General features: G+C 65.3%; 22 protein-coding genes. 9 read left to right on the forward strand and 13 right to left on the reverse strand.

Annotated elements, in window-relative coordinates:
- Nucleotides 1-141: 141 nt before the first annotated feature.
- The gene (locus C8N35_RS07480) at nt 142-594 is read left to right on the forward strand and encodes a DUF3237 domain-containing protein (RefSeq protein WP_107988887.1); all 453 of its coding nucleotides are present in this window, start codon (nt 142-144) and stop codon (nt 592-594) included.
- A 121-nt stretch (nt 595-715) separates the two neighbouring features.
- Here the strand turns inward: C8N35_RS07480 and C8N35_RS07485 are convergent, their stop codons facing one another.
- The 6 genes from C8N35_RS07485 to C8N35_RS07510 form a co-directional block, all read right to left on the reverse strand.
- Nucleotides 716-919: a YgaP family membrane protein gene (locus tag C8N35_RS07485; RefSeq protein ID WP_107989156.1), complete on the reverse strand. Its 204-nt coding sequence runs from the start codon at nt 917-919 to the stop codon at nt 716-718.
- A gap of 261 nt (nt 920-1,180) precedes the next feature.
- Nucleotides 1,181-2,176 carry a PDR/VanB family oxidoreductase gene (locus C8N35_RS07490; protein ID WP_107988888.1) on the reverse strand — a complete coding sequence of 332 codons (996 nt, stop codon included), beginning with the start codon at nt 2,174-2,176 and terminating at the stop codon, nt 1,181-1,183.
- A gap of 117 nt (nt 2,177-2,293) precedes the next feature.
- Nucleotides 2,294-3,061, reverse strand: coding sequence for a GntR family transcriptional regulator (locus C8N35_RS07495; RefSeq protein ID WP_107988889.1), 768 nt, complete (start codon nt 3,059-3,061; stop codon nt 2,294-2,296).
- A 5-nt stretch (nt 3,062-3,066) separates the two neighbouring features.
- Nucleotides 3,067-4,122: an aromatic ring-hydroxylating dioxygenase subunit alpha gene (locus C8N35_RS07500; protein WP_107988890.1), complete on the reverse strand. Its 1,056-nt coding sequence runs from the start codon at nt 4,120-4,122 to the stop codon at nt 3,067-3,069.
- Nucleotides 4,123-4,365: 243 nt separating this feature from the next.
- Complete coding sequence (locus C8N35_RS07505) at nt 4,366-4,872, reverse strand: cyclic nucleotide-binding domain-containing protein (protein WP_107988891.1); 507 nt, start codon at nt 4,870-4,872, stop codon at nt 4,366-4,368.
- Nucleotides 4,873-5,079: 207 nt separating this feature from the next.
- Nucleotides 5,080-5,760 (reverse strand): hypothetical protein, encoded by a 681-nt coding sequence (locus tag C8N35_RS07510; RefSeq protein ID WP_107988892.1) that lies wholly within the window; start codon nt 5,758-5,760, stop codon nt 5,080-5,082.
- 279 nt (nt 5,761-6,039) lie between these two features.
- Here C8N35_RS07510 and C8N35_RS07515 point away from each other — a divergent pair, with 279 nt between their 5' ends.
- The gene (locus C8N35_RS07515) at nt 6,040-6,501 is read left to right on the forward strand and encodes a L,D-transpeptidase (protein ID WP_107988893.1); all 462 of its coding nucleotides are present in this window, start codon (nt 6,040-6,042) and stop codon (nt 6,499-6,501) included.
- Between the two features lie 101 nt (nt 6,502-6,602).
- Here C8N35_RS07515 and C8N35_RS07520 read toward each other — a convergent pair whose 3' ends face one another.
- Nucleotides 6,603-7,385 carry a 3-hydroxybutyrate dehydrogenase gene (locus tag C8N35_RS07520; protein ID WP_107988894.1) on the reverse strand — a complete coding sequence of 261 codons (783 nt, stop codon included), beginning with the start codon at nt 7,383-7,385 and terminating at the stop codon, nt 6,603-6,605.
- 304 nt (nt 7,386-7,689) lie between these two features.
- On the opposite strand from C8N35_RS07520, the gene C8N35_RS07525 reads away from it, so the two are divergent.
- From C8N35_RS07525 to C8N35_RS07545, 5 genes are all read left to right on the forward strand, one after another.
- On the forward strand, nt 7,690-8,190 hold the full coding sequence (locus tag C8N35_RS07525; RefSeq protein ID WP_245926689.1) for a Fur family transcriptional regulator: 501 nt from the start codon (nt 7,690-7,692) through the stop codon (nt 8,188-8,190).
- Nucleotides 8,191-8,341: 151 nt separating this feature from the next.
- Nucleotides 8,342-9,601, forward strand: coding sequence for a flavodoxin-dependent (E)-4-hydroxy-3-methylbut-2-enyl-diphosphate synthase (gene ispG / locus C8N35_RS07530; RefSeq protein WP_107988896.1), 1,260 nt, complete (start codon nt 8,342-8,344; stop codon nt 9,599-9,601).
- A 12-nt stretch (nt 9,602-9,613) separates the two neighbouring features.
- The gene (gene pdxY, locus C8N35_RS07535) at nt 9,614-10,519 is read left to right on the forward strand and encodes a pyridoxal kinase (protein ID WP_107989157.1); all 906 of its coding nucleotides are present in this window, start codon (nt 9,614-9,616) and stop codon (nt 10,517-10,519) included.
- Nucleotides 10,512-11,252 carry a DUF429 domain-containing protein gene (locus C8N35_RS07540; protein WP_107988897.1) on the forward strand — a complete coding sequence of 247 codons (741 nt, stop codon included), beginning with the start codon at nt 10,512-10,514 and terminating at the stop codon, nt 11,250-11,252. Before pdxY ends, C8N35_RS07540 begins: the two co-directional genes overlap by 8 nt.
- Nucleotides 11,253-11,486: 234 nt before the next feature.
- Complete coding sequence (locus tag C8N35_RS07545) at nt 11,487-13,262, forward strand: SLC13 family permease (RefSeq protein ID WP_107988898.1); 1,776 nt, start codon at nt 11,487-11,489, stop codon at nt 13,260-13,262.
- A 181-nt stretch (nt 13,263-13,443) separates the two neighbouring features.
- Here the strand turns inward: C8N35_RS07545 and C8N35_RS07550 are convergent, their stop codons facing one another.
- The 3 genes from C8N35_RS07550 to C8N35_RS07560 form a co-directional block, all read right to left on the reverse strand.
- Nucleotides 13,444-14,886, reverse strand: a complete 1,443-nt coding sequence (locus C8N35_RS07550; RefSeq protein WP_107988899.1) for a L,D-transpeptidase family protein — start codon at nt 14,884-14,886, stop codon at nt 13,444-13,446.
- Nucleotides 14,887-15,400: 514 nt separating this feature from the next.
- The gene (locus tag C8N35_RS07555; protein ID WP_107988900.1) at nt 15,401-16,351 is read right to left on the reverse strand and encodes an acetyl-CoA carboxylase carboxyltransferase subunit alpha; all 951 of its coding nucleotides are present in this window, start codon (nt 16,349-16,351) and stop codon (nt 15,401-15,403) included.
- Between the two features lie 342 nt (nt 16,352-16,693).
- Nucleotides 16,694-17,587, reverse strand: coding sequence for a DUF3108 domain-containing protein (locus tag C8N35_RS07560; RefSeq protein WP_107988901.1), 894 nt, complete (start codon nt 17,585-17,587; stop codon nt 16,694-16,696).
- A 426-nt stretch (nt 17,588-18,013) separates the two neighbouring features.
- Between C8N35_RS07560 and rpmB the strand changes: the two genes are divergently transcribed.
- Complete coding sequence (gene rpmB / locus C8N35_RS07565) at nt 18,014-18,307, forward strand: 50S ribosomal protein L28 (protein WP_107988902.1); 294 nt, start codon at nt 18,014-18,016, stop codon at nt 18,305-18,307.
- A gap of 171 nt (nt 18,308-18,478) precedes the next feature.
- The gene (locus C8N35_RS07570; protein WP_107988903.1) at nt 18,479-19,123 is read left to right on the forward strand and encodes a queuosine precursor transporter; all 645 of its coding nucleotides are present in this window, start codon (nt 18,479-18,481) and stop codon (nt 19,121-19,123) included.
- A 71-nt stretch (nt 19,124-19,194) separates the two neighbouring features.
- Here C8N35_RS07570 and C8N35_RS07575 read toward each other — a convergent pair whose 3' ends face one another.
- From C8N35_RS07575 to C8N35_RS07585, 3 genes are all read right to left on the reverse strand, one after another.
- On the reverse strand, nt 19,195-20,439 hold the full coding sequence (locus C8N35_RS07575; protein WP_107988904.1) for a thiolase family protein: 1,245 nt from the start codon (nt 20,437-20,439) through the stop codon (nt 19,195-19,197).
- A gap of 176 nt (nt 20,440-20,615) precedes the next feature.
- Nucleotides 20,616-22,505, reverse strand: coding sequence for a feruloyl-CoA synthase (locus C8N35_RS07580; protein ID WP_245926690.1), 1,890 nt, complete (start codon nt 22,503-22,505; stop codon nt 20,616-20,618).
- 205 nt (nt 22,506-22,710) lie between these two features.
- Complete coding sequence (locus C8N35_RS07585; protein ID WP_107988905.1) at nt 22,711-24,390, reverse strand: methyl-accepting chemotaxis protein; 1,680 nt, start codon at nt 24,388-24,390, stop codon at nt 22,711-22,713.
- Between the last annotated feature and the right edge of the window lie 11 nt (nt 24,391-24,401).

Consider the following 24,401-nt stretch of genomic DNA (forward strand, 5'->3'; position numbering starts at 1 on the left):
TCGGGATCTGCTTGTTTCAAATGCCGTCGCGGAGATTAGCGGGCCGCTCCCGCCTTCGCCAGCCGACTTTCGCCACGAGGCGAACCGCGCGATAAGGGGGCATGACCGGCCGGGAGGGCCGGCATTCCCGGGAGGAAACCGATGCTCGAACTTGCTCATCTCGCCGATCTAACCGTCGAACTCGGCCCGCCGCTGGAACTGGGCGATGCCCCGAAGGGGCGGCGGCGAATCATTCCGATCACGGGCGGCACCGTCTCCGGCGCGCGGCTTTCCGGCACGATCCTCTCCGGTGGCGCGGATTGGCAGACCGTCTTTGCCGACGGTTCGGCCGAACTCGACACGCGCTACATGATCGAGACCCATGACGGGGCGACCATCGACATCCGCAATTTCGGCTATCGGCATGGCCCGGCCGAGGTGATCGCCCGGCTTGCGCGTGGCGAAGAGGTGGACGCCGCCGAGTATTACATGCGCACCGCACCGCGCTTTGAAACCGGCGATGGGCGTTACGCATGGCTCAACCACACGCTCGTGGTCGGCACGGGCGCGCGGCAGAAGGCGTCGGTGACGCTGACATTCTACGAGGTGCTTTAGGCGGCGGGGCCCGGCTGTCCGCCGGGGCTAGTGTTGGACTGCCAAACCCCGCCATGTCCCGCGCCCACCCGTGGGAGGATGCGAGAACGCTTGGTCGCGGACGCTTGCCTGTCGCAGGCGGTCAGCTTTTCGTCTTGAAGCCAAGGATCGTGTAGAGCGGGCACCAGCCGATAAGCGCGGTCACAAGCGGGATCACGCCAATCCAGCCGATCCACTTCCAGTCGATATCGACCGGGCCGGCGAGCGCAAAGGCGATCAGCGCGATGCCCACGACCACGCGTATGACGCGGTCAGCCGAACCCATGTTCGTGGAAATTCCTGCCATTCGTTCAAACTCCTCCATTGGCCGGACACGGGAGGGGCCCGGCCTTTCGGCGGCGGGGCGCCGGACGATGCCGGCTCTCGTTGCGCCACACGTTCTAGATAGGGGATGCGACGGCGAGACGCTCCGCGACGTATAGACGCATTCGAATGAAGGAATATGAAATATCACTGGAAACCGTGTCCCGCTCATATGAGCGGCAAGCGTAGCCGCGCGCATGACTGTGATACGGTGTTGTGTTGCGGATTGTTCCGGCTGCCCGCCTTATTCGGCGGCTTCGGACACCTCGTCGGGCCGGTACCAGGTGTCCACCGTGACCGACCCGCCCGCAACGCGCGAGACGCACGGGCACATGTGCTCGCCGTCGGCCTGTTCCTCGGCGGAAAAGAACACGTCGCGATGGTCGATCACACCGTCACTGGCGAGCACCTTCACCTTGCACACGCCGCATTCGCCGCGCCGGCAATCGGACACCATGTCGATGCCGGCCGCTTCCAACGCCTCCAGCATCGAGCGGTTTTCGGGTACCCTCACCTCCACCCCCAGATTGGGAATCCTCACGGTGAACTCCTGCGGCGCGGCATGGCCGGAGGAGCCGAACGTCTCCGTGCGCAGGGATGCGGCGGGACGTCCGGTCCTCGCCCAAATCTTGCGCGCGGCCTCCAGCATGCCCATCGGTCCGCACAGGTAGAGATCGCCGTCGCGCGAAAGCCGGCCGATCTCCTCGGCCAGATCGAGCGGCATGTCGTCGTCGGTCCGCACTTCCAGGTGTTCGCCCAGCGTTTCGCGCAATTCATCGGCGAAGGCGAGGTCGGTGCGTGAACGGGCGGCATGGACGAGGCGGAAATCGGCGCCTCGGCGCTTCAGCGTCTGTGCCATGAAGTGGAGTGGCGTGATGCCGATGCCGCCGGCGATCAGCAGGTATTGCGGGCGATCATAGTCGAGCGCGAAAAGGTTGTGCGGGTTGGATACGGTAATCCGGGCGCCTTCTGCCAGGCTCCACATGTAGCGCGAGCCGCCCCGGCTTTCCGGCTGCCTGCGAACCGCGATGCGGTAACGGCCGGGTTCAGGCGTGCCAACGAGCGAATAGCTGCGTGTGTCGGGCTGACCCGCGATCAGCACGGAAACGTTGATATGGCTGCCGGGCGCGTAGCTTTGCGCCTTGCCTGATGCGGGCGCGATCAGGAACTCGCGCACCGTCGGCGTGATGTCGCGGACGCGTGTGACGACGGCGTCCTCCCAGTGAAGCTGAAATCGCATGACCGTCCTCCCAAACGGTGTTGATGATCGTGTGCGGCGCGGCGGTGGCCTGCATCCCTTCCCGCATTCACCCCGGTGATAGCGCCGACTTCGCGTGCTCCCGACGTCTCGGGTCCTTCACCCCGCCCCGTGCTGACGGATCAGCGCCGCGCCGGGCACGAGCTGGAAAGAAGCCCGGTCGCGCAGCGCCAGGATCAGATTGCGCTTGGCGAGCCGCGCGTGTTCGCGCATCAGCGCTTCGGCCCGTCCTCCCTCGCGCGCCTCGATCGCCTCCACCACGCAGCGATGCTGGTCCTGGGCGATCGTGAGGATCTTCAAAGCCTCCGGGAGCACGGCCTGGGCCATCACGAAGCCGGAAGGCGAGGCGAAGGGCAGGGCGCTGGCGCGTTCCAGCTGGTGTGCCAGCACGGGGCTGTCGGCGGCGGCCAGGATCATCTCGTGGAACTGCTCGTTGAGATCGACATAATCGGAGAAATCATCTTCCGACAGCTTGCCCCGGCCGATCAGCTCGTCGAGATCTGCAAGGCAGCGGTGGAAGGCGGAGAGCCCGATCGTGGTGACCCCGCGCTCGGCCGCAAAGCGTGCCGCGAGACCTTCAAGCGTGCCGCGCGTCTCGATCGCGTCGAAGATGTCGCGTTCGGTGAAGGCCTTGACGATGAAGCCGCCGGTGGGAAGCGCCTCCAGCAGGCCTTCCTCCTCCAGCCGCACCAGCGCCATGCGCAGTGGCGTGCGCGAAACGCCGAGCCGGTCGACGACGGAAAGTTCGGCGATGCGCTCGCCGCGCTTCAGCTCGCCGGAAAGGATCAGGTCGCGAAGCGCGAGCAGGGCCTTCACCGTCTGCGAGGTCGCCTTGCCCCGGGTCGCGTCCGCTTGCCCCGCCGCCATTTCCGCTACTCCGCCGCCTGCAGGGCCGGATCGGCCTCGTCGGCGATCATCCTGTCGATCAGCCGGCGCGCCCACATGGACCCGGCATCGATGTTGAGATTGTAGATCTCGCGGTCCGGGTTCTCGTCGATGGCCTGCTGCTGCGCCTCAAGGATCAGCTCGTCCTCGCGGAAGATGGTGGAGACACCTTCGCGGAGCTGCGTGGTGAGCATCTGTTCGCTCAGCCGGTAGTTGCGCACGAAGGCCCAGTGATAGTGGCAGGTGCGGTCGGTTTCCGGTGTGATGGTGTTGAGCACGTAACCGTTGACGCCCTGGCTGCGGTCGCCTTCGGGCGCGCCGGTGCCGGCGGGCGCCACGCCCACGTCGATGGCGATGGTGCAGGGTGCCTCGAAGCGGATGATCTGCCAGCGGTCGACATCGCCGGGCTTGCCCAGCTGGCCGCGCCAGAAGGGCGGCGGCTCCACGCCTTCCATCCAGCGGGTGACGGTCGCGGTGCGGGTGCCGTGGGTCACGTCGAAGGGGCTTTCGGCCACCGCCTCGTTGCCGATGGAAGACGAATGCACGTAGGTTTCGTGCGTCAGGTCCATCAGGTTGTCGACGACCAGCCGGTAGTCGCACCTGACCTGGATGGTCTTGCCGTCACCGGCCCATGCGGGATCGTGGTTCCAGTGCAGGTCGGGCACCAGCGCGGGATCGGCAAGCGCCGGGTCGCCGGGCCACACCCATATGAAGCGGTGACGCTCCACGATCGGGTAGGCGCGCACGCAGGCCGACGGGTTGATGGTTTCCTGCGAAGGCATGAAGGTGCAGCGGCCGTGGCCGTTGAATTTCAGGCCGTGATAGCCGCACACGACCTCGTCACCCTCGATCCGTCCCTTCGACAGCGGCAGAAGCCGGTGCCAGCAGGCATCCTCGAGCGCGGCGGCCGTGCCGTCCGCCTTGCGGTAGAACACCATGCGCTTGTTGCAGATGGTGCGTGCGAACAGCTCCCGCCGGATCTCGTGATCCCAGGCGACCGCGTACCAGGCATTGAGCGGAAACCGCTTTTCTCCCTCGGCCATGAACTCCTCCCAAACTTCGATGGCATCCCATAATTGTATACATACCGGACGCACGACGCAACGGCAAGTGCGGTCGGGAGGCTTCGATCAAGGGTGTCATGCGGCGTTTCGAGAGCTCTCGGGATGAGTATGTATACATTTCGGCGCGCCGAGACGGTCGGACCCGCGATGCGGGGAGCGCGCGCGGGCGCACGCGGCATGAATGCCGGCGCGGACGGAAACCCGGCTGGCAATGCGCCCGGACTACTTGCGCTTTTCGGTGAGTGGAATGAGGTTCAGCGCGTCCAGCGAGTCGGCCACCTTCAGCAATTCACCCGTGGTCATCTGCAGGCGCCTTGCAAGGCTTGCATGCATCGCCTGGGCGATGTCGGGATATTCCTGCAGCATGCGCTTGAAGAGCGCGCGGCGGATGCGGATCATCTCCGTCTTCTCGATCGCCACGGCCGTGTTCGGCCGCTTGGTCTCGATCAGAAGCGCCATCTCGCCCAGCAGCGTGCCGGGACCGAAGGTGGCGACATCCCCGGTGTTGCCGCCGTCTTTCCTGTCCGCCCTCGTGGGGGCGCGAAGCGCCACCTTGCCGGAGACGATCACGTAGCTCGCATCCGAGCGCTCGCCTTCACGGAAGATCACATCCTCGGGAGAGGCGACAACATTTTCAGCGGAGAAGGCCAGAAGACGGAGCTGCTCGTCGGAAAATTCTCCCAGAAGCGGCACCTGGCGCAGCAGCGGTATATCGCGGGCGAGGCTCATGCGGCGGTTCCGGGGTATCCTGAATGGGTTGCGGATCGGCGTGGCGCCGGGTCGGGGATGGCCCGATGGGCCAGGCGGTCACGCGAATCGACGCCGGACCGTTCTGGCGGAATCACCACGAACCGGTTCGCCAGTCTAGCATGGAAAGTGTTTTCGGCGAGGCGGTTGGCAAGAGGTGTTCGCGAAGGTCGGACGCCTTTCGCCCGGTCAGTCGCTCCGCGCGCCGATCTGTGTGATCCGCGGCGCGTCACCTCCTGGCTGGAGCGACGTTTCTTCGGGCGCCGCGAAGGGATTGCCGCTGTCCTCCTTCTTCTCGTCGCCGGAGAACGGGTTGGAAGATCCGCCGTCGTTGGAGAAGGGGTTGCTCTGCGCTGCGGGCGCGCGATTGCGCCAGTAGCGGGCGCATTCGAACAGCCGCGACAGCATCCGGTTGGTGGAGGTGAGCGAGAACGTCATCGTGTCGTTGGCCGCGCGCACGGAAAGCAGCCGGCCGCGGCGCACCTGCGCAAACAGCCTGTCGCTGGCCGGAAGCGGCACCTTCACCTGATGTTCGGATACCACCTCCGCCTTGCCGACGAAATCGCGACCGCGATCGACCCAGTAGCGCACCGGATAAGTCTGGCCGGGCGTGAGCTTCCAGGTGTTGTTGACGAGGCCAAAGGCCCAGTTGAGATCGGTGTAAATGGAGAAGATCAGCGTCGTGCCGCTTCGGTAGCTGGCGGAGGCGGCGCAATGGCTGAAGGCGCCGGTCTTCGAATGGGTGTAGGCACCGCCGTCCCAGTTGCCGATCTTGAAGTGCGAGACACGTTCCGCCTGCGCTGTGGCGGGCGCGAAGATCCCCGCAAGCCCGATCGCCACGAGCCCTGCCGCTATCGTCTTGCCGATCATGCCGTCCTCGTCTTCCTGGTTTCGCACAAGAGGCCCGCCGCAGGCGTCGTGGCGCCAAGGGCCTCGTTTTCCGTAGCGGCGATATGATGCGACGAAGGGCTCTTCGTGACAATGCGCTTGCGCGTCGCGTCACGATTTGCCTGCCTGATCAGGACGCGAGGTCCGGTCTCGGCCGGTTTCTCCCGATTGTCCGGCCGTCTCTGGAAAACCAAGTCTTTGCAATCTTGGCGTCCAGCGCCTTTACTGGTGATCTCACGAATCCCGGGCTGGGAGGGATAGATGTTCAAATTGAAACGGCTGCTCGTCGTGGCGGCCGTCGTGGCCGCGCTTTTCGGATTTGCTTCGCCTGCGGGTGCCGGGCCCGTGACCAACGCGGCGGTCGCGCGGGTCACCGCCGTCATCAGCCTCAAGGATCAGCGGATGAAGGTGACGGTCAACGGCTGGAAGCGCTATTCCTGGAAGGTTTCCACGGCGCGACGCGGTTACCGCACGCCAACGGGTACGTTCCGTCCGACGCGGATGTACGAGCGCTACTATTCCAAGAAATACCATCACTCGCCGATGCCATGGTCGGTCTTCTTCTACCATGGCTTTGCGATCCACGGCACGAACGCGATCGGCCATCTCGGCCGCCCCGCCTCGCACGGCTGCATCCGGCTTCACCCGGACAATGCCCGCAAGCTTTTCGATCTGGTGAAGCAGTATGGCTCCGCGAACACCACGATCGTGGTGACGCCCTGAGGCGTGCGGACGCTCACGATTGGCGTAGATCCGAAATCGCGGTTTCCGTCCCGGCGGGCCCCTTTCCGTCAAAATGACGGGAAAGGGCCGCTTGACGTGCGTTACTGCGCGGTCCAGCCGCCGTCCATCGACATCAGCGAGCCGGTGATCGATGAGCCGGCGTCCGAACACAGGAAGATGGCCATCGCCGCCACCTGGTCGACGGTGACGAACTTCTTTGTGGGCTGGGCGGCGAGAAGAACGTCCTTCTTGACCTCTTCCTCGCTCATGTTGCGTGCCTTCATCGTGTCGGGGATCTGCGCCTCGACGAGCGGCGTCCAGACATAGCCCGGGCAGATGGCGTTGACCGTGATGCCGGCCTCGGCCACTTCCAGCGCGACCGTCTTGGTCAGCCCGGCGATACCGTGCTTGGCCGCAACATAGGCCGCCTTGTAGGGGGAGGCGACGAGCGCGTGGGCGGACGCGGTGTTGATGATCCGGCCCCAGCCCTTCTTCTTCATCGCGGGCAGCGCGGCACGGATGGTGTGGAAGGCGGAGGAGAGGTTGATCGCGATGATCTGATCCCATTTCGCCACCGGAAATTCGTCCACCGGCGAAACGTACTGGATGCCGGCATTGTTGACGAGAATGTCGAGCGCGCCGAATTCGGTCTCCGCGTCGGCGATCATCGCCGCGATCTCGTCGGGCTTTGTCATGTCGGCGCCGGAATAGCGGCAGGCGACGCCGAATTCGGCCTCGATCCCGGACCGTTCCTTCTCGATGGCGTCGGCGTCGCCGAATCCGTTGATGATGACATTCGCGCCCTCGGCCGCAAGCGCGCGGGCGTAAGCGAGACCGATACCGGAGGTGGAGCCGGTGACGAGAGCCGTCTTGTTCTTCAACATCAATCAATCTCCTGAAATTTCGTGTCGATGACGTTTGCAGCCGCGACCTGCTACCAAAGCAACCTTCAAGGCGCCTGGAAGGTGGCGAAGTTCCGCAAGAACACTTATTTGGGGCATTGATGCGGTGCAACAAGAATACGCTGCGTCAGCCAGGTGCGGGACAGACCCGCACCCGAGCGATGAACCCGCCGCATGGTCTGAAGTTCCCTCCCGTGCTAAGCATTCGGTGTATTGGCAAATGGAAGGTACCCGGTCGTGACGGCGGCTCGATCACAGGGACGGAACCATACAAGGACCGCTTGCCGTGTTTGAACATGAAGATCATGACCATACGACCTGCGAGAGCGGGGCTCTGGAACGGGCGAAGTCGACATGCGCCGAGCGCGGCGTGAATTTCACGGCCCAGCGTCGCCGGGTTCTGGAGGCTCTTCTGGAAAGTCATGTTCCCGCGAGTGCCTACGATATTATCGACCGCCTGGCCGATGAGGGCCCGCGACCGGCGCCGATCACCATCTACCGCGCGCTGGATTTCCTCTCCGGGCAGGGCCTGGTCCACCGGATCGAAAGCCGGAACGCCTATGTGGCGTGCTGCCATGTCCACCAGGGGGGCGAGGTGGTGTTCCTGCTCTGCGACAAGTGCGGTGCCGCCGGCGAGGTCACCTCGGCGAACCTTGCCGGTCCCATCGCGGCCATCGCCGCGCAGGCCGGCTTCGAGCCGCGCCGCTCGGTGCTGGAGATCCGCGGGCTCTGCGCCAGATGCGTTGCCGCCGGGGAGAGCGAGGGCGAAGCGCAAGGCACGCGATGATACGCGGAGGCTGCGTCTCTCAAATCGTCTGTCCTGCGGATTTCGCTTTCATGCGATTTGCATTAGAAGACTAGCGCACCCGGTGTTGCGCCCTAGTTGACCGTCTGAACGCGCCGCGCCCTTTGAAAAATCCGAGAGACCGCTTTCGGCGATGACCCATTCCGCCCTGCTCAAGCCCCGTCGTCACTCCGTCGCCGTCAAGGTCGGCTCCGTCACCGTGGGCGGAGATGCCCCGGTCGTCGTGCAGTCGATGACGAATACCGATACAGCCGATGTGGAAGCAACCGTCGCCCAGGTCGCGGCTCTGGCGCGCGCGGGCTCGGAGCTGGTGCGCATCACGGTGGATCGCGATGAGGCCGCCGCAGCCGTTCCTCACATCCGCGACCGGCTGATGCTGAAGAACATCGATGTGCCGCTGATCGGCGACTTTCACTATATCGGCCACAAGCTGCTCGCCGATCATCCCGCTTGCGCCGAGGCGCTGGCCAAGTACCGCATCAATCCCGGCAATGTGGGGTTTCGCGCCAAGCGCGACACGCAATTCTCGCAGATCATCGATATCGCGCTGAAATACGACAAGCCCGTGCGCATCGGCGTCAACTGGGGCTCGCTCGACCAGGAACTGCTCACCCACCTGATGGACGAGAACGCGGTGAGCGCGCGGCCGGTGCCGGCCGCCGCGGTTACGCGCGAGGCGATCATCCGCTCCGGGCTGCTGTCGGCCGAACGCGCGGAAGAACTCGGGCTGGGGCGCGACAAGATCATCCTGTCGGCCAAGGTCTCCAATGTGCAGGACCTGATCGCCGTTTACGCGGATCTGGCGGGGCGCTGCGATTACGCGTTGCATCTGGGGCTGACCGAGGCCGGCATGGGCACCAAGGGCATTGTGGCGTCCGCCGCCTCCATGGGCATCCTGCTGCAGCAGGGCATCGGCGACACGATCCGCGTCTCGCTGACGCCGGAGCCCGGCGGCGACCGCACGCGCGAGGTGCAGGTGGCGCAGGAGCTCCTGCAGACCATGGGCTTCAGGGCTTTCGTTCCCGTCGTCGCGGCATGTCCGGGCTGCGGGCGCACGACCTCGACCGTCTTCCAGGAGCTTGCCAGCGACATCCAGGATCACATTCGCGACAACATGCCGATCTGGCGCGAGCAGTATCCGGGCGTGGAGGCGCTCAACGTCGCGGTGATGGGCTGCATCGTCAACGGGCCGGGCGAGTCCAAGCATGCCGATATCGGCATTTCGCTGCCGGGCACCGGCGAGACCCCGTCCGCGCCGGTCTTTGTCGACGGCAAGAAGGTCGTCACGCTGCACGGACCCGGCATCGCGGCGGAATTCAAGAAAATGGTGCTCGACTATATCGAGAACCGCTTCGGCCCCGGCGAACGCCGGCCGGCCGCAAAGTCCGCATGAATGCGGGAAGAGATGACAGACACAGCTAATACCCCGGCAAATCCCGATACCCCCGCCCGACAGAAGCCCGCCATCATCGTCGCCACCTCGCAGGTGGTGCGCGGGGCGGTGGGCGGCCGATCCACGCTTTTCGCGCTGGAACGCCTCGGCTTCCGCGTCTGGCACCTGCCGACGATCCTGCTCGGCTGGAACCCGAAATACGGCCCCTCCACAAGGCTCATCCCCGACGAGGTGACGTTCGCCAGCATGGTCGACGATCTGATCGGCTCGCGCTGGCTGGGCGAGGTCGGCGCGGTTCTCACCGGCTATCTCGGCGCCGCGCACGAAGGTGCCGCGCTCGGGCGGCTGGTTGCCGCGGTCAAGCAGCGCAATCCGGATGCGCTCTATCTCTGCGATCCGATCATCGGCGACGAGGGCAATCTCTACGTGCCGGCGGAGACGGTGGACGCGCAGAAGAACGAATTGATGCCGCGCGCCGACGTCCTGACGCCGAACCTTTTCGAACTTGGATGGTTCTCCGGCCGGCCGGTCGATACGGAGACCGCGACGCTTGCCGCCGCGCGCACCTTGCCGGCGCCCCGCGTCATGGTTTCGTCCGCTCCGGCGCTTCGCAAGAAGTCGCTCTCCACGCTGCTTGCCACGCCGAAGGGCGCCTTCGCAGTGGAACATGCGGAAGTGGATGGCGTCCCGCACGGCACCGGCGATCTGCTCGCGGCGCTGTTTCTGGCGCAACTGCTCGAAGGGGCGGACGACGAGGCGGCGCTGGCCAAGGCCGTGTCGGGTACGTTCGAAATGGCCGCGCGCAGCGCCAAGGCGGGATCGGACGAGCAGCTTCTGAGCGAATATCAGCAGGCAATCGTGAAACCGATGGCGATGGTGACGTCCCGGCGGATCATCGAACGGTCGGGGCGTGCCTGAGGGCTCTGCCTGCCCGCTCGTTGCGGGCGTAGACGGTTGCCCCGGCGGCTGGGTCGCGGTGCTGCGCAACGGTGCCGCTGATCCCGCACCGCGCATTGCACTGTTGGGGAATTTCTCCGGTCTTCTGGCGCTCGATCCCGCCCCGGCTGTTTTCGCCGTCGACATGCCGATCGGGCTCGCCGGGCGGTCCGGTCTCGGTGGCCGTGGGCCGGAACGGCACGTCCGCCGGCATCTGGGCGCGAGGCAATCTTCCGTCTTCTCGCTGCCTGCCCGCGCATCTGTCATGTGCGAGGATTATCGGGAGGCCTGCCGCGTCGCGCTCGCAACGTCAGAACCGCCGCGCAAGGTGTCGAAGCAGGCATTCAATCTTTTTCCAAAGATCCGCGAGATCGACGCGCTGATGACGCCGGAGCTGGAAGCGCGCGTCTACGAGGTCCATCCCGAACTCGGTTTCTGGCGGTTGAACGGCGGGACGGAGATGAGCTTGCCGAAGAAGATTCGCAACGAAGGCTCCATGCCCGGCATAGAGCAGCGCCAGGCGCTTTTGGAATGTCACGGCTTTCCGGCCTCATTCTGGCGCCAGCCGCGCCCCTCCGGGGTCGGTGCGGACGATCTCGTCGATGCCGCCGTCAACGCGGTCATCGCGGAACGCATCTGGAAGGGCGAGGCGCAGGCGTTCCCGCACGATTTCGAACGCGACGCCAAAGGCCTCAGGATGGCGATCTGGGCCTGAGGGGCAAAAACAGGTTGGCGTCCGTCCTTCGAGACGGCCCGCAAAGACCCCCGCAAAGATCCCCGTCAGGCAGCCCCGTACAGCGGCCCGGCTCGCACAACACCGGTTCTCCGCCTTGCCTGGGAACCAAACGCGCGCCATCCGACTTGATGTCAGAGCCCGGCCGCATCGCCGGTTCCACGCCTCCCGCACATCGACTATCGTGTGCCGATATTACCGCACCCCGGATTTTTCATGACCTTCGATCAGGCAGCTTTGTTCGCCATCTTCTTCTGCGTCTTCGCGTTGATGCTGTGGGGGCGTTGGCGGTTCGATCTCGTCGCCTTCGCCGCTCTGCTCATCGGTGTGGCGGTTGGTGCCGTGCCGGTCGATGACGCCTTCGCCGGGTTCGGCAACGAGGCAACCATCATCGTCGCGCTGGTGCTGGTGGTCTCGCGCGGGCTCGTCAATTCCGGCGCGGTCGACTTCATCACCCGGCAGGTGTCGGGAACGGGCAGGGGGCTTGCCGGGCACATCGCGATGATGGGCGGTATCGGCTCTGTGCTGTCGGCCTTCATGAACAACGTGGCCGCGCTGGCGCTCCTGATGCCTGTGGACCTGCAGGCCGCGCGCAAGGCGGGCCGTGGGCCGGGGCTCACACTGATGCCGCTGGCATTCGCAACCATCCTCGGCGGCATGGTCACGCTGATCGGCACGCCGCCCAACATCATCATCTCGCAAATACGCGCGCGCACGCTCGATGCGCCCTTCAAGATGTTCGATTTCGCGCCCGTCGGGCTCGTGTGCGCCGTTGTCGGCGTCGCCTTCGTCGCCTTCATCGGCTGGCGGCTCCTGCCGACGCGCGTGCGCGAAGGCGGCGGCGAGGAGAGCCTGTTCGATCTTGACGACTACATCGCCGAACTGGTGGTGGGCGAGGATTCCAAGCTCATTGGCCGCAAGCTCGGCGATCTCGGCGAGGAAACGGACGAGGCCAATGTCGCGGTAATCGGGCTGGCCCGCGGCAAGACACGGTTTTCCGCCTCCAACCGTCATGTCGAGATCCAGCCCGGCGACGTGCTGATCGTGGAGGCCGGGCCGGAGGGGATCGACAAGTTCCGCGGGCTGGCCAAGCTGGAGGTCGCAGGCGACAAGCGCACCGGATCGGCCACGGGCGAGGGCATGGGGCTGGCGGAAGTCGTCGTGCCGCGCGACAGCCGGCTCGACGGGCGCTCCGCGCTCGGCGTCCAGCTTCTGCGACGGCAGGGGGCGACGTTGCTCGGCGTGTCGCGCCACGGCCAGCGGTTTTACGAGCGCCTTGGCCGGCTGACGATCCGCGCCGGCGATATCCTGCTGCTTTACGGTTCCGCCGACCGGTTGGCGGACGTCACACGCTGGCTCGGCGCGCTGCCGCTTGCCGCTCGCGGCATCGGCGTAACCCAGCACCGCCGTGCGGCGGGTGCTGTCGTGACCTTCGCCATCGCGCTCGTCGCGGCGAGTTTCGGGCTCCTGCCGCTGCCGATCGCGCTTGGCTTTGTCGTGGCGCTCTATGTCGCCTCCGATATCGTGCCGATCCGCGAGGTCTACGATCACATCGAATGGCCGGTCGTGGTGCTGCTCGGGTCGATGATCCCGCTGGGGCTGGCGCTGGAGAAGTCGGGTGGCACGACGCTGATCGCCAACGGCATTGTCGATCTTACGCAAGGCCTGCCGGCCGCCGTCATCCTGTTCGTGCTGATGGTGGTGATCATGACGCTGTCGGACGTGCTCAACAACACCGCGACCGCGGTTATCGGCGCGCCGATCGCCATCGATATCGCGCGCAGTTTGAGCGTCAGTCCCGACCCGTTCCTGATGGCGGTGGCGGTGGCCTCGTCGTGCGCCTTTCTCACGCCCATCGGCCACAAGAACAACACGCTGATTCTTGGTCCGGGCGGCTACGCCTTCTCCGACTACTGGCGCATGGGCCTGCCGCTCGAAATCCTCATCGTGTGTACCGCCGTTCCGGCGATCCTGGTGTTCTGGCCGTTGTGAGGGTGAGCGGCGGTGGCAAGGCACAGGGGAAAGGCCGGTGCGCGCGGCCCATCCTTCGGGTGCCCGCTGATGCGGGCTCCTCAGGGGGACGTTGTGCCTGTTGCGCAAGTCCTCAAAACCAGCAGCACGAAAATCAGCAGTCCGAAACCGTCGGCCAGGTCGGAGGTTACGGTGCCAGACTCTAGTTCTCGTCCTTGCCGAAGCTGAACCAGCGCGAGACCAACTTGGACACCTTGGAACCGGCGCCGTCGGCTTTCTGATCGGTCCCGGCCGCCACTTCCTTTGGCCTCGGTGCAGGCTCGGAGCCGGCGGTCGCGGGGACCTGTGCGGTGGCGGCGGGTTCGAGCGCGGCCTTCGGCAAGGGGGCGTTCGCCGGGCGTTCCGAAGCCGGGGCCACGGGCGAGCTGGCGCGGCGGTCCTCTCCGGTGAACAGACTGGAGAAGAACCCGCCTTTCCTGGTGTCGGTGTCGACTGTCGCGACATCGTCACGTTCGGGGTTGGCCGCGGGGACGGGAGCTCCCGGGGCTGGGGTGCTCTCGGGCGTGGAATAAGCCAGCACCGGAACCTGTCCCTTGGCGTCGACCGGGGCGGTATTGGCGCCGCGCGGCGTCTCGCCGGCCTCGTTGCCGGGCCCGAAGAGCTTGGCGATGGCGGTGTCGCCGTTCTTCCATTCCTTTTCGCGCTCGCGCTGCCTTTCGAGCTTGGCGACGATCATCGCCGTCTTCTCGTCGTCCGCCTTCTCCTTGGCGGCAACCGCAAGGCGCAGCGGTTCCGGCACCTCGTAGGCCGGGCAGGCAGCGGTGGCGACGAAACGCGCATCGGTACTTTCGGGCTGGGCGTCGAAAACATAACGCTTGTCGCACACGTCGACCTTCGGCACCTTGTGGGTGACCTCGAAATGGTCGTAGCCGGTCTTCAGCATGCGCCAGAACGGCATGTTCTCGTCGTCGGCGTGGCGGGCCATGTTCTCCGCCGTCATTCGGAAGGGAAAGGCCTCGAACTGGAAGTCGCGCTGACCGCCCCTGAAAGCCTCGCGCGCCACCGAATAGATCTCCTGGATCTGTTCATCCGTCATCGCGTAGCAGCCGCGCGAGGAACAGGCGCCATGTACCATCAGGTTGGAGCCGGTGCGCCCATAGGCGCGATCATAGGCGTTGGGATAGCCGGTGTTGAAGGAGAGATGATAGGACGAGTTCGGGTTCATCTGCGCGGGGCGGATCGTGTAGAAGCCCTCCGGCGCCTGACGGTCGCCTTCCTTCTTCTTCGGGCCGAGCTTTCCCGACCATTTGCAGATGTCGTAATCCTTCAAGAGCGCGTAGCGACCGGAACTGGTCCGCTTCCACACCTCCAGCTTCGATTCTTCCTTGAACAGCCGGACCAGAATCGGGTCGGACGGCTTCATCTTCTTGGCGGCCATGTCGGCCTTGATCTCATGGGAAAGCGGCCGCTCGGCCTTGGCGCCATAACCGAGTTCATCGGCCTGGCAGCCGGCCAGCGCGATCAGTCCGGCGGCGACCACCGCGCCGCGCAGCACCGTGATCACCCGGCGGCGGATGGCGTGCGTCGCGAACCCGGCCCGATCGGCCTGCGGTCCGCCAGCGTCAAAACTCTCAAGAGCAGACATGTGTCCACCTCAAATTTCGCCCGGGCCGTTGCCTCGGGCTGCGCCAGGGCCTGCGCCCTGCTATGGCGATACGCGTTACAACGTCCTGATCCGATACGGGTTTCCCGGCGTGGCCGGCGTGCAGACCCACTGCTCGGGAGGGGCCTGGACCGTGCCCTTTGACCGAATGCGCCGGCATCGTCCTGACGCGGCGTTCCCGTCATCGAAATCTCATACTGCGCTTCGATACTATTTCGTTAACCTTTCGCAAAGGTTTACGACTTCGCAAAGATTATATCGATCGGAAGAACCGGGCGAGATCCGACGCAAGGGCATCCAGCGACGAGATCTGGCGATGATTCCGGTCGGTCGGGGCTTGCGTGATCCCGTGTCCGCACAAACCAGTGCGCGCGCGGACCAAGCGCCGGCGTTTCTTTCGCCGACATCACGGTCGTGTGAAAGGGAGCGCGCCGACGGCGAGGCCGCCGCCTTCAGCAGGCTGAATTGTATTTGAATCCGGCGATATGATGACGCGTTACAGGTTCCGGCCGATCGCCAGGAATTTTTCGTGACGCTGTTGCCGTATTGCGTCGGCTGACTGACCGTGAAATTCGCCGAGCACGCGTTCGAGCGCCTCTCCGGCCTTGGCGATGGCGGTTCCCGGGTCCCGGTGCGCGCCACCCAACGGCTCCTCGACGATCTCATCGATAATGCCGAGCTTGATCAGGTCCTGGGCGGTGATCTTCATGTTGGTCGCCGCGTCCTGTGCCCGCGCGCTGTCGCGCCACAGGATGGAAGCAGCGCCCTCCGGCGAGATCACCGAGTAGATGGAGTGTTCCATCATGATGACACGGTTGGTGGAGGCGATCGCGATGGCGCCGCCCGAGCCGCCCTCGCCGATGATCAACGCGGCATTGGCAACACCGAGCTTCAGGCATGCCTCGGTGGAGCGCGCGATTGCTTCCGCCTGGCCACGCTCTTCCGCGCCGATGCCGGGATAGGCGCCGGCGGTGTCGACGAAGGAGATCACGGCCAGTCCGAAACGGTCGGCCATCTCCATGATGCGCACCGCCTTGCGGTAGCCCTCGGGCCGTGCCATGCCGAAATTGTGTTTCAGGCGGGACTGGGTGTCATGGCCCTTTTCCTGGCCGATGACGGCGACGCGCTGGCCGCGGAAGCGGCCTATGCCGGTCACGATCGCCGAATCCTCGCCGAACTTGCGGTCGCCGGCCAGCGGCGTGAAGTCCTCGATCAGCTGATCGATGTAGTCCGCGGCGTGCGGGCGGTCCGGGTGGCGGGCGACCAGCGTCTTCTGCCAGGGCGTGAGCTTGGAATAGATGTCCTTGAGCGCCTGATTGGCCTTTGTTTCCAGCCGGGCGATTTCTTCGTCCACATCGACGGCGTCATCGCCGCTCATCGTACGCAACTCCTGGACCTTGCCTTCCAGATCGGCGATCGGTTTTTCGAATTCCAGATAGCTACGCATCAAACTTTCCGCTCGTGGAGGATCCGGGCTCCGTGGCCCCTGCCGGCACCCGTGCCCGTATCAGGCGTCAGGAACCGTCATCGAGAAACGAGATGCAGCACAACTCCGCCCGCCGCGCGACGTGGACGAGCCAGGTCACACGCTTGCGCTCAGACGCGCGGGGCAGGGTGCGCGACGCGGCGCGACACTGGCCGCAGGAACCATTTGTGTCAAGCGGGCACGAAATACAAGCCATGCGTGTCGGTTAAGGCCAACGGGCGAGCCGCCGGCGCCAGCGGAAGTGCGTTTCGGGCTCGATGAAGCGGCCGGCCATGCCGCAGGCGGCCTGCCGGCTGCGGCGCTTCAGCGCGCCGCCTGCTTGCGTTCGTGATCGGGCAGGGTGAGCTTGCGCGCTTCCACGACGATATCGCCGCTCATGGTCCTGAGCGAGATGCGGTAGGGCACGAGCAGCGGCTCGTTGGCCACCGGGGCCAGCCAGATCTCGATGTGCTTGTTGGCGGCCATGTATTTGACCGAGCGCTTGTCCGGACGATGGCCGGCGACCGGAATCCAGCGCGCGCCGCACACGACGACCGGTCCGTCATAGCCACGGCCCGAAACGTCCTCGGTGCGGCGGTAGGAAAGCTGCACATCGTAGCGCTGCCAGCCGTCGAAGATCGGGATGCGGCGGTCGCAGGCATTGGGCGAGAGCCCGTTCGATCCGCTCGAGAGCGGCATCAGCGCGGCCGAAAGCGGATCGACCACATTGCGGCGATGGCTACGGGTGACGGGAATGCGGTCGGGCCGGTTCTTCAGTTGCGGGGTCACCGCGAGGTCGCGCACGTCGCCGCGCCCCATATCCATGGAAACCTTGGAAGAGAGATCGGCTTCCTTGGAGATCATGGCGTATCTGGTCGGCACCACGTGACTTCCGCGCAGGCGGCCGGTGCTTTCGGCGTTCGACTTGGAGGGTACGAACACGCCGACGAGACCGGACGTGCGCATTCCCACGCGGGCCTCGTAGGCGTTGCCATCGAGCTGGACCGACAATTCGCCCTTGGCGAAGGTCAGGCCGGAAAAGGAAATGTCATAGAGCGCGCCGATGGTGGCTCCGCGCTGCGCCGCATCGGCGGGCCGGGAGGCGACAAGCCCGGAGAGGGGCAGCGCTGCGACAGACACGCAAACCAGCGCCGTTGCGCCGATTGCGGCCGCGCGGCTGCGAGGTCTCGCGTTCGTGGCGGTCTTGGAAACGGTCATGCGATCGAGATTCCTGAACACGCTCGAATCCTCCGAACGGGCGGCGCCCCGCCAGGGTACTCTGTCCGCAAATTTTACGGAATAGGCATTAACCTCGAGGCATCTGTCGCGAAGCAGCCCGTGAAGTACCGATTGTTCCCTGACATGGTAACTGGAATCTTAACAAGACGGCGAAGAAGAGGCGATTGCCACCAATTCGTTTCGGCCGCTCATTCGGTCTTGACGCCGCGGGGGGGGGTCACTATACCGGGGCGACTTTCCGACAGGCCGGACATGGCGAGCTGGACTTTGACGTCCGCTCCAGTCGCCCAATGGGCGACGCGGCCAATCCGGAGCCTGAACCTTCAGCCGACTTTCCCGGCTTGGACGAGATCATTGCGGGTCGCGCGAGCGGCTTCGCGCGCAGAGACAAAAAAGGGTGTTCCCATGGCCCGACGGTGCGAACTCACCGGCAAGGACGTGATGTCCGGCAACAATGTCAGCCACGCGAACAACAGGTCGCGTCGCCGCTTTCTGCCGAACCTGTGCAATGTCACGCTCATCAGCGAAGCGCTCGGCCGTTCGGTCAGCATGCGCATTTCCGCCCACGCCCTGCGTTCGGTGGAACATCGCGGCGGCCTCGACGCGTTCCTGGCCAAGGCCAAGACCGAAGAGCTTTCGCTGAAAGCTGCCCAGCTGAAGCGCGAGATCAAGCGCAAGCAGCAGGCTGTCACGGCCTAAGTGTTCGGAACCGGGCGCCCCGATTCGGGCGCCGGGACCCCGTGGCAAGGTCGGTGGCAGGTCGCGCAAGGGCGCTCCGGCCAGACCTCTGCCAAGCTAATTCGCTTTACGGCGGGCGCCCATACCAGCGGCGCGCGCCGTATTTGCATGTTCTGACGAAGGTCTGTTCCCATGGCCCAGTTGCAACCGTTTTCGGCCCGTTCCCTGACGCTTGGTGTCGTCGCCATGGCCGTTGTGGTTCTCGCGTCCAATATTCTGGTGCAGTATCCGTTCCACTTCACCGTTGGTGGTTACGATCTCGCGGATCTGCTCACCTGGGGCGCCTTCACCTATCCGGCGGCCTTTCTGGTGACCGATCTCACCAACCGCCGCTTCGGGCCTGCGGCCGCGCGCCGGGTGGTGTTCGTCGGCTTCTGCGTCGCCGTGGTGCTGTCGGTCGCGCTGTCGAACCCGCGCATCGCGCTGGCGTCGGGCTCCGCCTTCCTGGTGGCGCAGCTTCTCGACATCTTCGTCTTCAACCGCCTGCGCCGGCTTTCCTGGTGGAAGGCGCCGTTCGCCTCGTCGCTGATGGGGTCGGTGCTTGATACGGTGGTGTTCTTCTCCATCGCCTTTTCGCTGGCCTTTGCCTTCCTTGGCCACGGCGACGATTTCGCCACCGGCCAGGCTCCGCTGCTGGGGCTCCTCTCGGTGGAGGCTCCGCGCTGGATCTCCTGGGCCATCGGCGACTTTTCGGTGAAGATGCTGGTTTCCATCACGCTGCTGGTGCCCTACCGCGTGCTGATGGAATTCATCCGCCCGATGCCGGTCACCGCGTAAGGCGGGATCCGGGTTGTGGGTGGGGGGCCCTTCGCTCAGGGCGGTGGCGGTCACTCAGACCTTGCCCGCCCTCAGTTCACCGCCGTCACGTTCTCCACCAGCATCGCAATTCCCTGGCCGCCGCCGATGCAGGCGGATGCCACGCCGTAGCGTGCGCCGGAGCGCTTCAGTTCGCGGGCAAGCGTCAGCGACAGCCGCACCCCCGTCGCGCCCAGCGGGTGGCCGATGGCGATCGCCCCGCCGTTGACGTTGACCCTGGCCTCGTCGAGCCCAAGCTCGCGGATACAGGCAAGGATCTGCGCCCCGAAGGCCTCGTTGATCTCGATACGGTCGATGTCTGAGATGGCCACGCCGGTGAGTTCCGAAAGCCGGGCGATGGCCGGTGCGGGTCCGATGCCCATGATCTCCGGTGGCACGCCGAGCGACACGCCGGCGACGATGCGCGCCAGCGGGGCCTTGCCGGACTTCTTGGCATACGCGCCCGAACACACGATTGCGCCCGCCGCGCCATCCACCACGGCCGACGAATTGCCTCCGGTCTGCACGCCGCCGAAGGCCGGCCGGATCTTCGCCAGCACCTCGATCGGCGAGGGCCGTACATGGCTGTCGGCTTCGACCGCCTCCACCTTGCGCGGCAGGCGAATGCCCCGGTCGTTGTAGCCATCGAGCGCGAAGACCTCGGACGTCACCGGCACGATCTCCTCGTCGAAGAAGCGGGAACGTTGGGCCGCAATCGCGCGCGCAAACGATTGCGCGGCGAAGGCGTCCACCTCCTCGCGGGTGATCTGGTAGCGCTTGGCGAGGTTTTCCGCCGTGTCGCCCATGGTGCAGGAGCAGGCGGGATCGAGCAGGGCTTCCCAAAGGAAGTCCTTGAAATCGACCTGTCCCATGCGGAAGCCGCCGCGATGGGTGTAGGCGGCGATGGGGTTGCGGCTCATGGATTCCGCGCCCACGCACAGAGCGGCCTCGGCGCGGCCGAGCGAGATGGTGTCGGCTGCCTGCATCACCACCTCGATGCCGGTGCCGCACACCCGCTGGACGAGATGGGCCGGCACGTCTGCCGGTACGCCGCTATAGAGCCCGACATGGCGCGGCAGCATGTAGGCGTCGTAGCTCGCCTGCGCCATGTTTCCGCACACGACGGTACCGATGTCGGCCGGGTCGATATCGGCCTTTTCCAGCGCCGCACGGCCTGCCTTGATGCCGAGATCGATGGGCGAGATCAGGCCGAGATCGCCATTGTAGTCGACGAACGGCGTGCGCGCGCCGTCGAGCAGCCAGGCATCGGAAAAGGTCGAACAAAGGCCTGCGGCCATGGGTATCTCCTTGACGTCATGTGCGGCCGCGGCCGCGAATTCGGTATTTGTCCGGCGACGGCGTGGGCGTCGCTATTTTGGGGCGGTGGCTCAGGTGCAGGGTGAGCCGCATTCTTGAAGAAGAAGCGGGGGCACCCTTCAAAAACAGATGGCGGCCCTTCCCGAAAAGTCCCCCTTCACCCGATCTCGATCACGTGTGCGGGGCAGGGCTCGTCATAAAGCTCCTCCACCTGCGCCTCGCGGCGCGCCAGCACCGCACGCTGGTTGATCGAGCCCTTGTCGGTCACCTCGCCCGCGTCGATGGAGGGCGGCTCCTTCAGGACCAGCAGCCGGCGGATGCGGGTCGAGGAGCCCGTCGCCTCGCGCGCCATGGCGTTCAGCAGGAATGCGAATTCCGTCCGAAGCGCGGGATGGCGCAGGATGTCGGCGGGCCCGGCATCGCGTCCCAGAGCCGATGCCAGGCGCCGACAGGCGTCGAGATCGGGAAACATCATCGCCGTCACGTCGTCGCGGTTGAGCCCGGCGATCACCACGTCGCGGGCGTAGGGCGAAAAATGATCGAGGAAGCGCGCCCTGAGCGGGCCGACACTGACCCATGTACCGGTCGCGAGCTTGAAGTCTTCCGCCACCCGCCCATCGAACAGGAAACCCATGTCGGGCCGCGCCCGGTCGATGAACTTCAGCGCGTCGCCCAGCTTGTAGTAGCCTTCCTCGTCGAAGGCCTTGGCGGTGTTGACCTTGTCACGCCAGTAGCCGGGCGTGATGTTGGGGCCCTTGAGGCGCGCCTCCAGCTTGCCGTCGACGGGGGCGAGCTTCAGTTCCAGTCCCGGCACCGGCACGCCGACATGGCCCGACGCCGTCGTCTCCGGCGCACACGACAGCGCAAACGGCGCGCTCTCTGTGGCGCCCAGCCCCGTCAGCATGACGATCTTCTTGCCCGTCTGAGCGACGGATATGTCATCCAGCGCATCCCACACGGGCTTGGAAAGCCCCGCGCCTGCAAAGAAGTTGAGCTTCAGGCGGGCGAAGAACCTCTCCCTCAGCTGCGGTTCGTCCTGAAGGTAGGGAACCAGCGCCTCGTAGCCCTTGGGCACGTTGAAATAGACGGTCGGCGAGATCTCGCGCAGGTTCCTCACCGTCTCCTCGATGCCGCCCGGCATCGGCTTTCCCTCGTCGATATAGAGCGTTCCGCCGTTATGAACCACCAGCCCGACATTGTGGTTGCCGCCGAAGGTGTGGTTCCAGGGCAGCCAGTCGACGATGACCGGCGGCTCCTCCTTCATGAAGGCCAGAACGGTGTTCAGCATCACCTGGTTCGAGGTCAGCATGCGCTGGGTGTTGATGACGCCCTTGGGCGAGCCGGTCGAGCCGGAGGTGAACAGGAATTTTGCGATCGTGTCGAGCCCGACCGCATCGTGCGCGGCGTCGACAGCCTGCGTCTCGGGCCGCTCCGCAAGTCCGGCGAACAGCGTCGTTGCGCGGCCGGCATGCGGGTTGCGCGTCACCACGACCTCCGCATCCGGCGGCACGACCGCGTCGATCGCCCGGGCAAACGCCGCGCCGTCGGCGGCGAAGACGAGACCCGGCGTCAGCAGGTTGATGATGTGGCGCAGCTTCGCGTGGTCGGTGGAAAGGATCGAATAGGCCGGCGAGATCGGCGCATAGGGAATGCCGGCATAGAGGCAGGCAAGGCCCAGCAGCGCGTGCTCGATGTCGTTGCCCGACAGGATGGCCACCGGCCGGTCGCACGAAAGTCCGCGATCGATCAGCCCTTGCGCGATCCTGCGTACCAGACGGCGCGTCTCGGCATAGGAGACCTCGCGCCATGCGCCGCCGGCTTGCGGGTCGCGCATGGCGATGAAGGTGCGTTCGGGGGCGGCTTGCGCCCAATGGTCGAGCCGCGCAGTGAGCTTTGCCGGATAAGGGCCGATTTCACCCCTGGGGTGGACGTAGATGGTCCCGTCGCCGCGCTCCTCCACGGTGACGGAAAGCTCCGCGAGTTCGACGTCGCGATAATCCTCGAGCCGGAAATCCGGCTCGGCAATGGCCTGAAGTGCCCTGGACACGTCGCCCTCCCTGCTTGGCGTCCATATATCGGCGGATCCGTTTCCTCCCGTCCGCCACGCCAATATTGTTATTCCATGTAACAATTATGCGCAATGGCAAACGTAGCTGAAGAAATGGCGCCGTTGGAAGGGCAAGGGAGGGGCAAAAGGAAACGGCCGCCCCGGTTTGGGGCGGCCGCTCGTGGGCGCCTGCGATGCGTCCCGCTCAGGCGGCGCGCACCGTTGCCAGGAAGCGGTCGACCTCGCTGCGCAGCGTGGTGCTCTCCCGGGTCAACGACTGGGCGGAGAAGAGCACATGGCTTGAGGTCGCACCGGTCTCCGAAGCGCCGCGATTGACGTCGGTGATGTTGTTTGCCACCTGCTGTGTGCCACTCGAGGCTTCGTGGATGTTGCGGGCGATTTCGTGCATGGCGGTGCCCTGTTCCTCCACCGCGGAAGCGATGGTGGTGGAGATTTCGGCGATGCGCGAGATCGTCTCGCCGATCGCCTTGATGGCGGAGGCCGAGTGGTTCGTCGCCGACTGCATGCCCGCGATCTGGGTTTCGATCTCTTCCGTGGCGCGCGCGGTCTGTTCGGCCAGCTGCTTGACCTCGGCGGCAACCACCGCGAAGCCCTTGCCGGCCTCCCCGGCGCGGGCGGCCTCGATGGTCGCGTTCAGTGCCAGGAGGTTGGTCTGCCCGGCGATGTCGGTGATCAGCTTGACCACGTCGCCGATGCGGCCCGCGGCGCGCAGCAGTTCAGTGATGCGTTCGTCGGTCTGAACAGCCTGGCTCACGGCCTCCTTGGCGATCCGGTTCGATTCCTGCACCTGCCGGCCGATCTCCTGTGTGGAGGCGGTCATTTCCTCGGCCGCACCGGCAACCGACTGCACATTGGCCGAGGCCTGCTCGGAGGCCGCAGCCACCGTGCCGGCCAGCCGCTGGGTGTTCTCGGCGTTCTCCGTCAGCGTTTCCGCCGCATTTTCCAGTTCGCCAGCGGCGGAGGAAACGGTGTCGACGATGCCGCCGACCGCGCCCTGGAACTCGTCGGCCAGCTGGTTCATCTCGTGCTTGCGCCGTTCCGCGACATGCTTTTCGGTCTCGGCCTGCTCCGCGCGAAGGCGTTCGGTTTCAGCGAGCCCGTCGCGGAAAACGCCGAGGGCCGTGGCCATCGCCCCGATTTCATTGTGTTTCCCGACATAGGGGATACCGGTTTCCAGGGCGCCGCTACTGATCGCACGCATGGCGTTGGTGATGCCCTCGATCGGCCGGGTGACGCCGAAAATGGTGAAGCCCATGGCGCCGGCGCCGATCAGCAAGCCGAATATGATCGAGCCCAGAGTGATCGCCCGGGCGGATGTATAGGAACGTACCGCAGACGCGTAGTCCGCTGCGGCGCCGTTGTTGTTGAGCGCGACTGTTTCTTCCAGCTGCTTGGAGAACTCGTCGTAAAGTTTCCGCAGGTCGCCCTTGAACAGGGTCGCCGCTTCTTCGTTCTTGTTTTGACGCGACAGCGACATGAGCTTGTCATGCTGCACCATGTATTCGCGGAAGATCCGGGAAAACCCTTCGTAGTGCGCCTTCTCTTCATCGGACGAGATCAGCTTCTCGTACTTTGCGCGGTTCTCGTCGAAGGTTCTCTTTACCGCCGCGAAATCGCTTTCCGCCCTGTCCATTTCGGCCTTGTTCGTGGACATGATGTGGGCCGCCTCGGCCAGACGGAGGTCGGAGGTATTGGTGTTGATCTTGTTCACGACATCGATGCTGGGCACCCAGTTGGTGGCCTCGTTCTCGACATTCTTATTGATCGTGGCCAGATTGCTCAGCGCGATCCATCCTTGGCCAGCCATCAGCAGCAGCAGCGTTCCGACAATCCCGAGGAGTGCGGCTTTCAACGTGAGGCGCATTTTTCGTTCAT

Origin of the sequence: Breoghania corrubedonensis (assembly GCF_003053845.1) — a bacterium.
Classification (GTDB): Bacteria; Pseudomonadota; Alphaproteobacteria; order Rhizobiales; family Stappiaceae; genus Breoghania; species Breoghania corrubedonensis.

Coding starts and splice junctions, on each gene's coding strand:
- C8N35_RS07480 (WP_107988887.1), top strand. CDS start 142: ATGCTCGAACTTGCTCATCTCGCCGATCTAACCGTCGAACTCGGCCCG.
- C8N35_RS07485 (WP_107989156.1), bottom strand. CDS start 919: ATGGCAGGAATTTCCACGAACATGGGTTCGGCTGACCGCGTCATACGC.
- C8N35_RS07490 (WP_107988888.1), bottom strand. CDS start 2,176: ATGCGATTTCAGCTTCACTGGGAGGACGCCGTCGTCACACGCGTCCGC.
- C8N35_RS07495 (WP_107988889.1), bottom strand. CDS start 3,061: ATGGCGGCGGGGCAAGCGGACGCGACCCGGGGCAAGGCGACCTCGCAG.
- C8N35_RS07500 (WP_107988890.1), bottom strand. CDS start 4,122: ATGGCCGAGGGAGAAAAGCGGTTTCCGCTCAATGCCTGGTACGCGGTC.
- C8N35_RS07505 (WP_107988891.1), bottom strand. CDS start 4,872: ATGAGCCTCGCCCGCGATATACCGCTGCTGCGCCAGGTGCCGCTTCTG.
- C8N35_RS07510 (WP_107988892.1), bottom strand. CDS start 5,760: ATGATCGGCAAGACGATAGCGGCAGGGCTCGTGGCGATCGGGCTTGCG.
- C8N35_RS07515 (WP_107988893.1), top strand. CDS start 6,040: ATGTTCAAATTGAAACGGCTGCTCGTCGTGGCGGCCGTCGTGGCCGCG.
- C8N35_RS07520 (WP_107988894.1), bottom strand. CDS start 7,385: ATGTTGAAGAACAAGACGGCTCTCGTCACCGGCTCCACCTCCGGTATC.
- ispG (WP_107988896.1), top strand. CDS start 8,342: ATGACCCATTCCGCCCTGCTCAAGCCCCGTCGTCACTCCGTCGCCGTC.
- pdxY (WP_107989157.1), top strand. CDS start 9,614: ATGACAGACACAGCTAATACCCCGGCAAATCCCGATACCCCCGCCCGA.
- C8N35_RS07545 (WP_107988898.1), top strand. CDS start 11,487: ATGACCTTCGATCAGGCAGCTTTGTTCGCCATCTTCTTCTGCGTCTTC.
- C8N35_RS07550 (WP_107988899.1), bottom strand. CDS start 14,886: ATGTCTGCTCTTGAGAGTTTTGACGCTGGCGGACCGCAGGCCGATCGG.
- C8N35_RS07555 (WP_107988900.1), bottom strand. CDS start 16,351: ATGCGTAGCTATCTGGAATTCGAAAAACCGATCGCCGATCTGGAAGGC.
- C8N35_RS07560 (WP_107988901.1), bottom strand. CDS start 17,587: ATGACCGTTTCCAAGACCGCCACGAACGCGAGACCTCGCAGCCGCGCG.
- rpmB (WP_107988902.1), top strand. CDS start 18,014: ATGGCCCGACGGTGCGAACTCACCGGCAAGGACGTGATGTCCGGCAAC.
- C8N35_RS07570 (WP_107988903.1), top strand. CDS start 18,479: ATGGCCCAGTTGCAACCGTTTTCGGCCCGTTCCCTGACGCTTGGTGTC.
- C8N35_RS07575 (WP_107988904.1), bottom strand. CDS start 20,439: ATGGCCGCAGGCCTTTGTTCGACCTTTTCCGATGCCTGGCTGCTCGAC.
- C8N35_RS07585 (WP_107988905.1), bottom strand. CDS start 24,390: ATGCGCCTCACGTTGAAAGCCGCACTCCTCGGGATTGTCGGAACGCTG.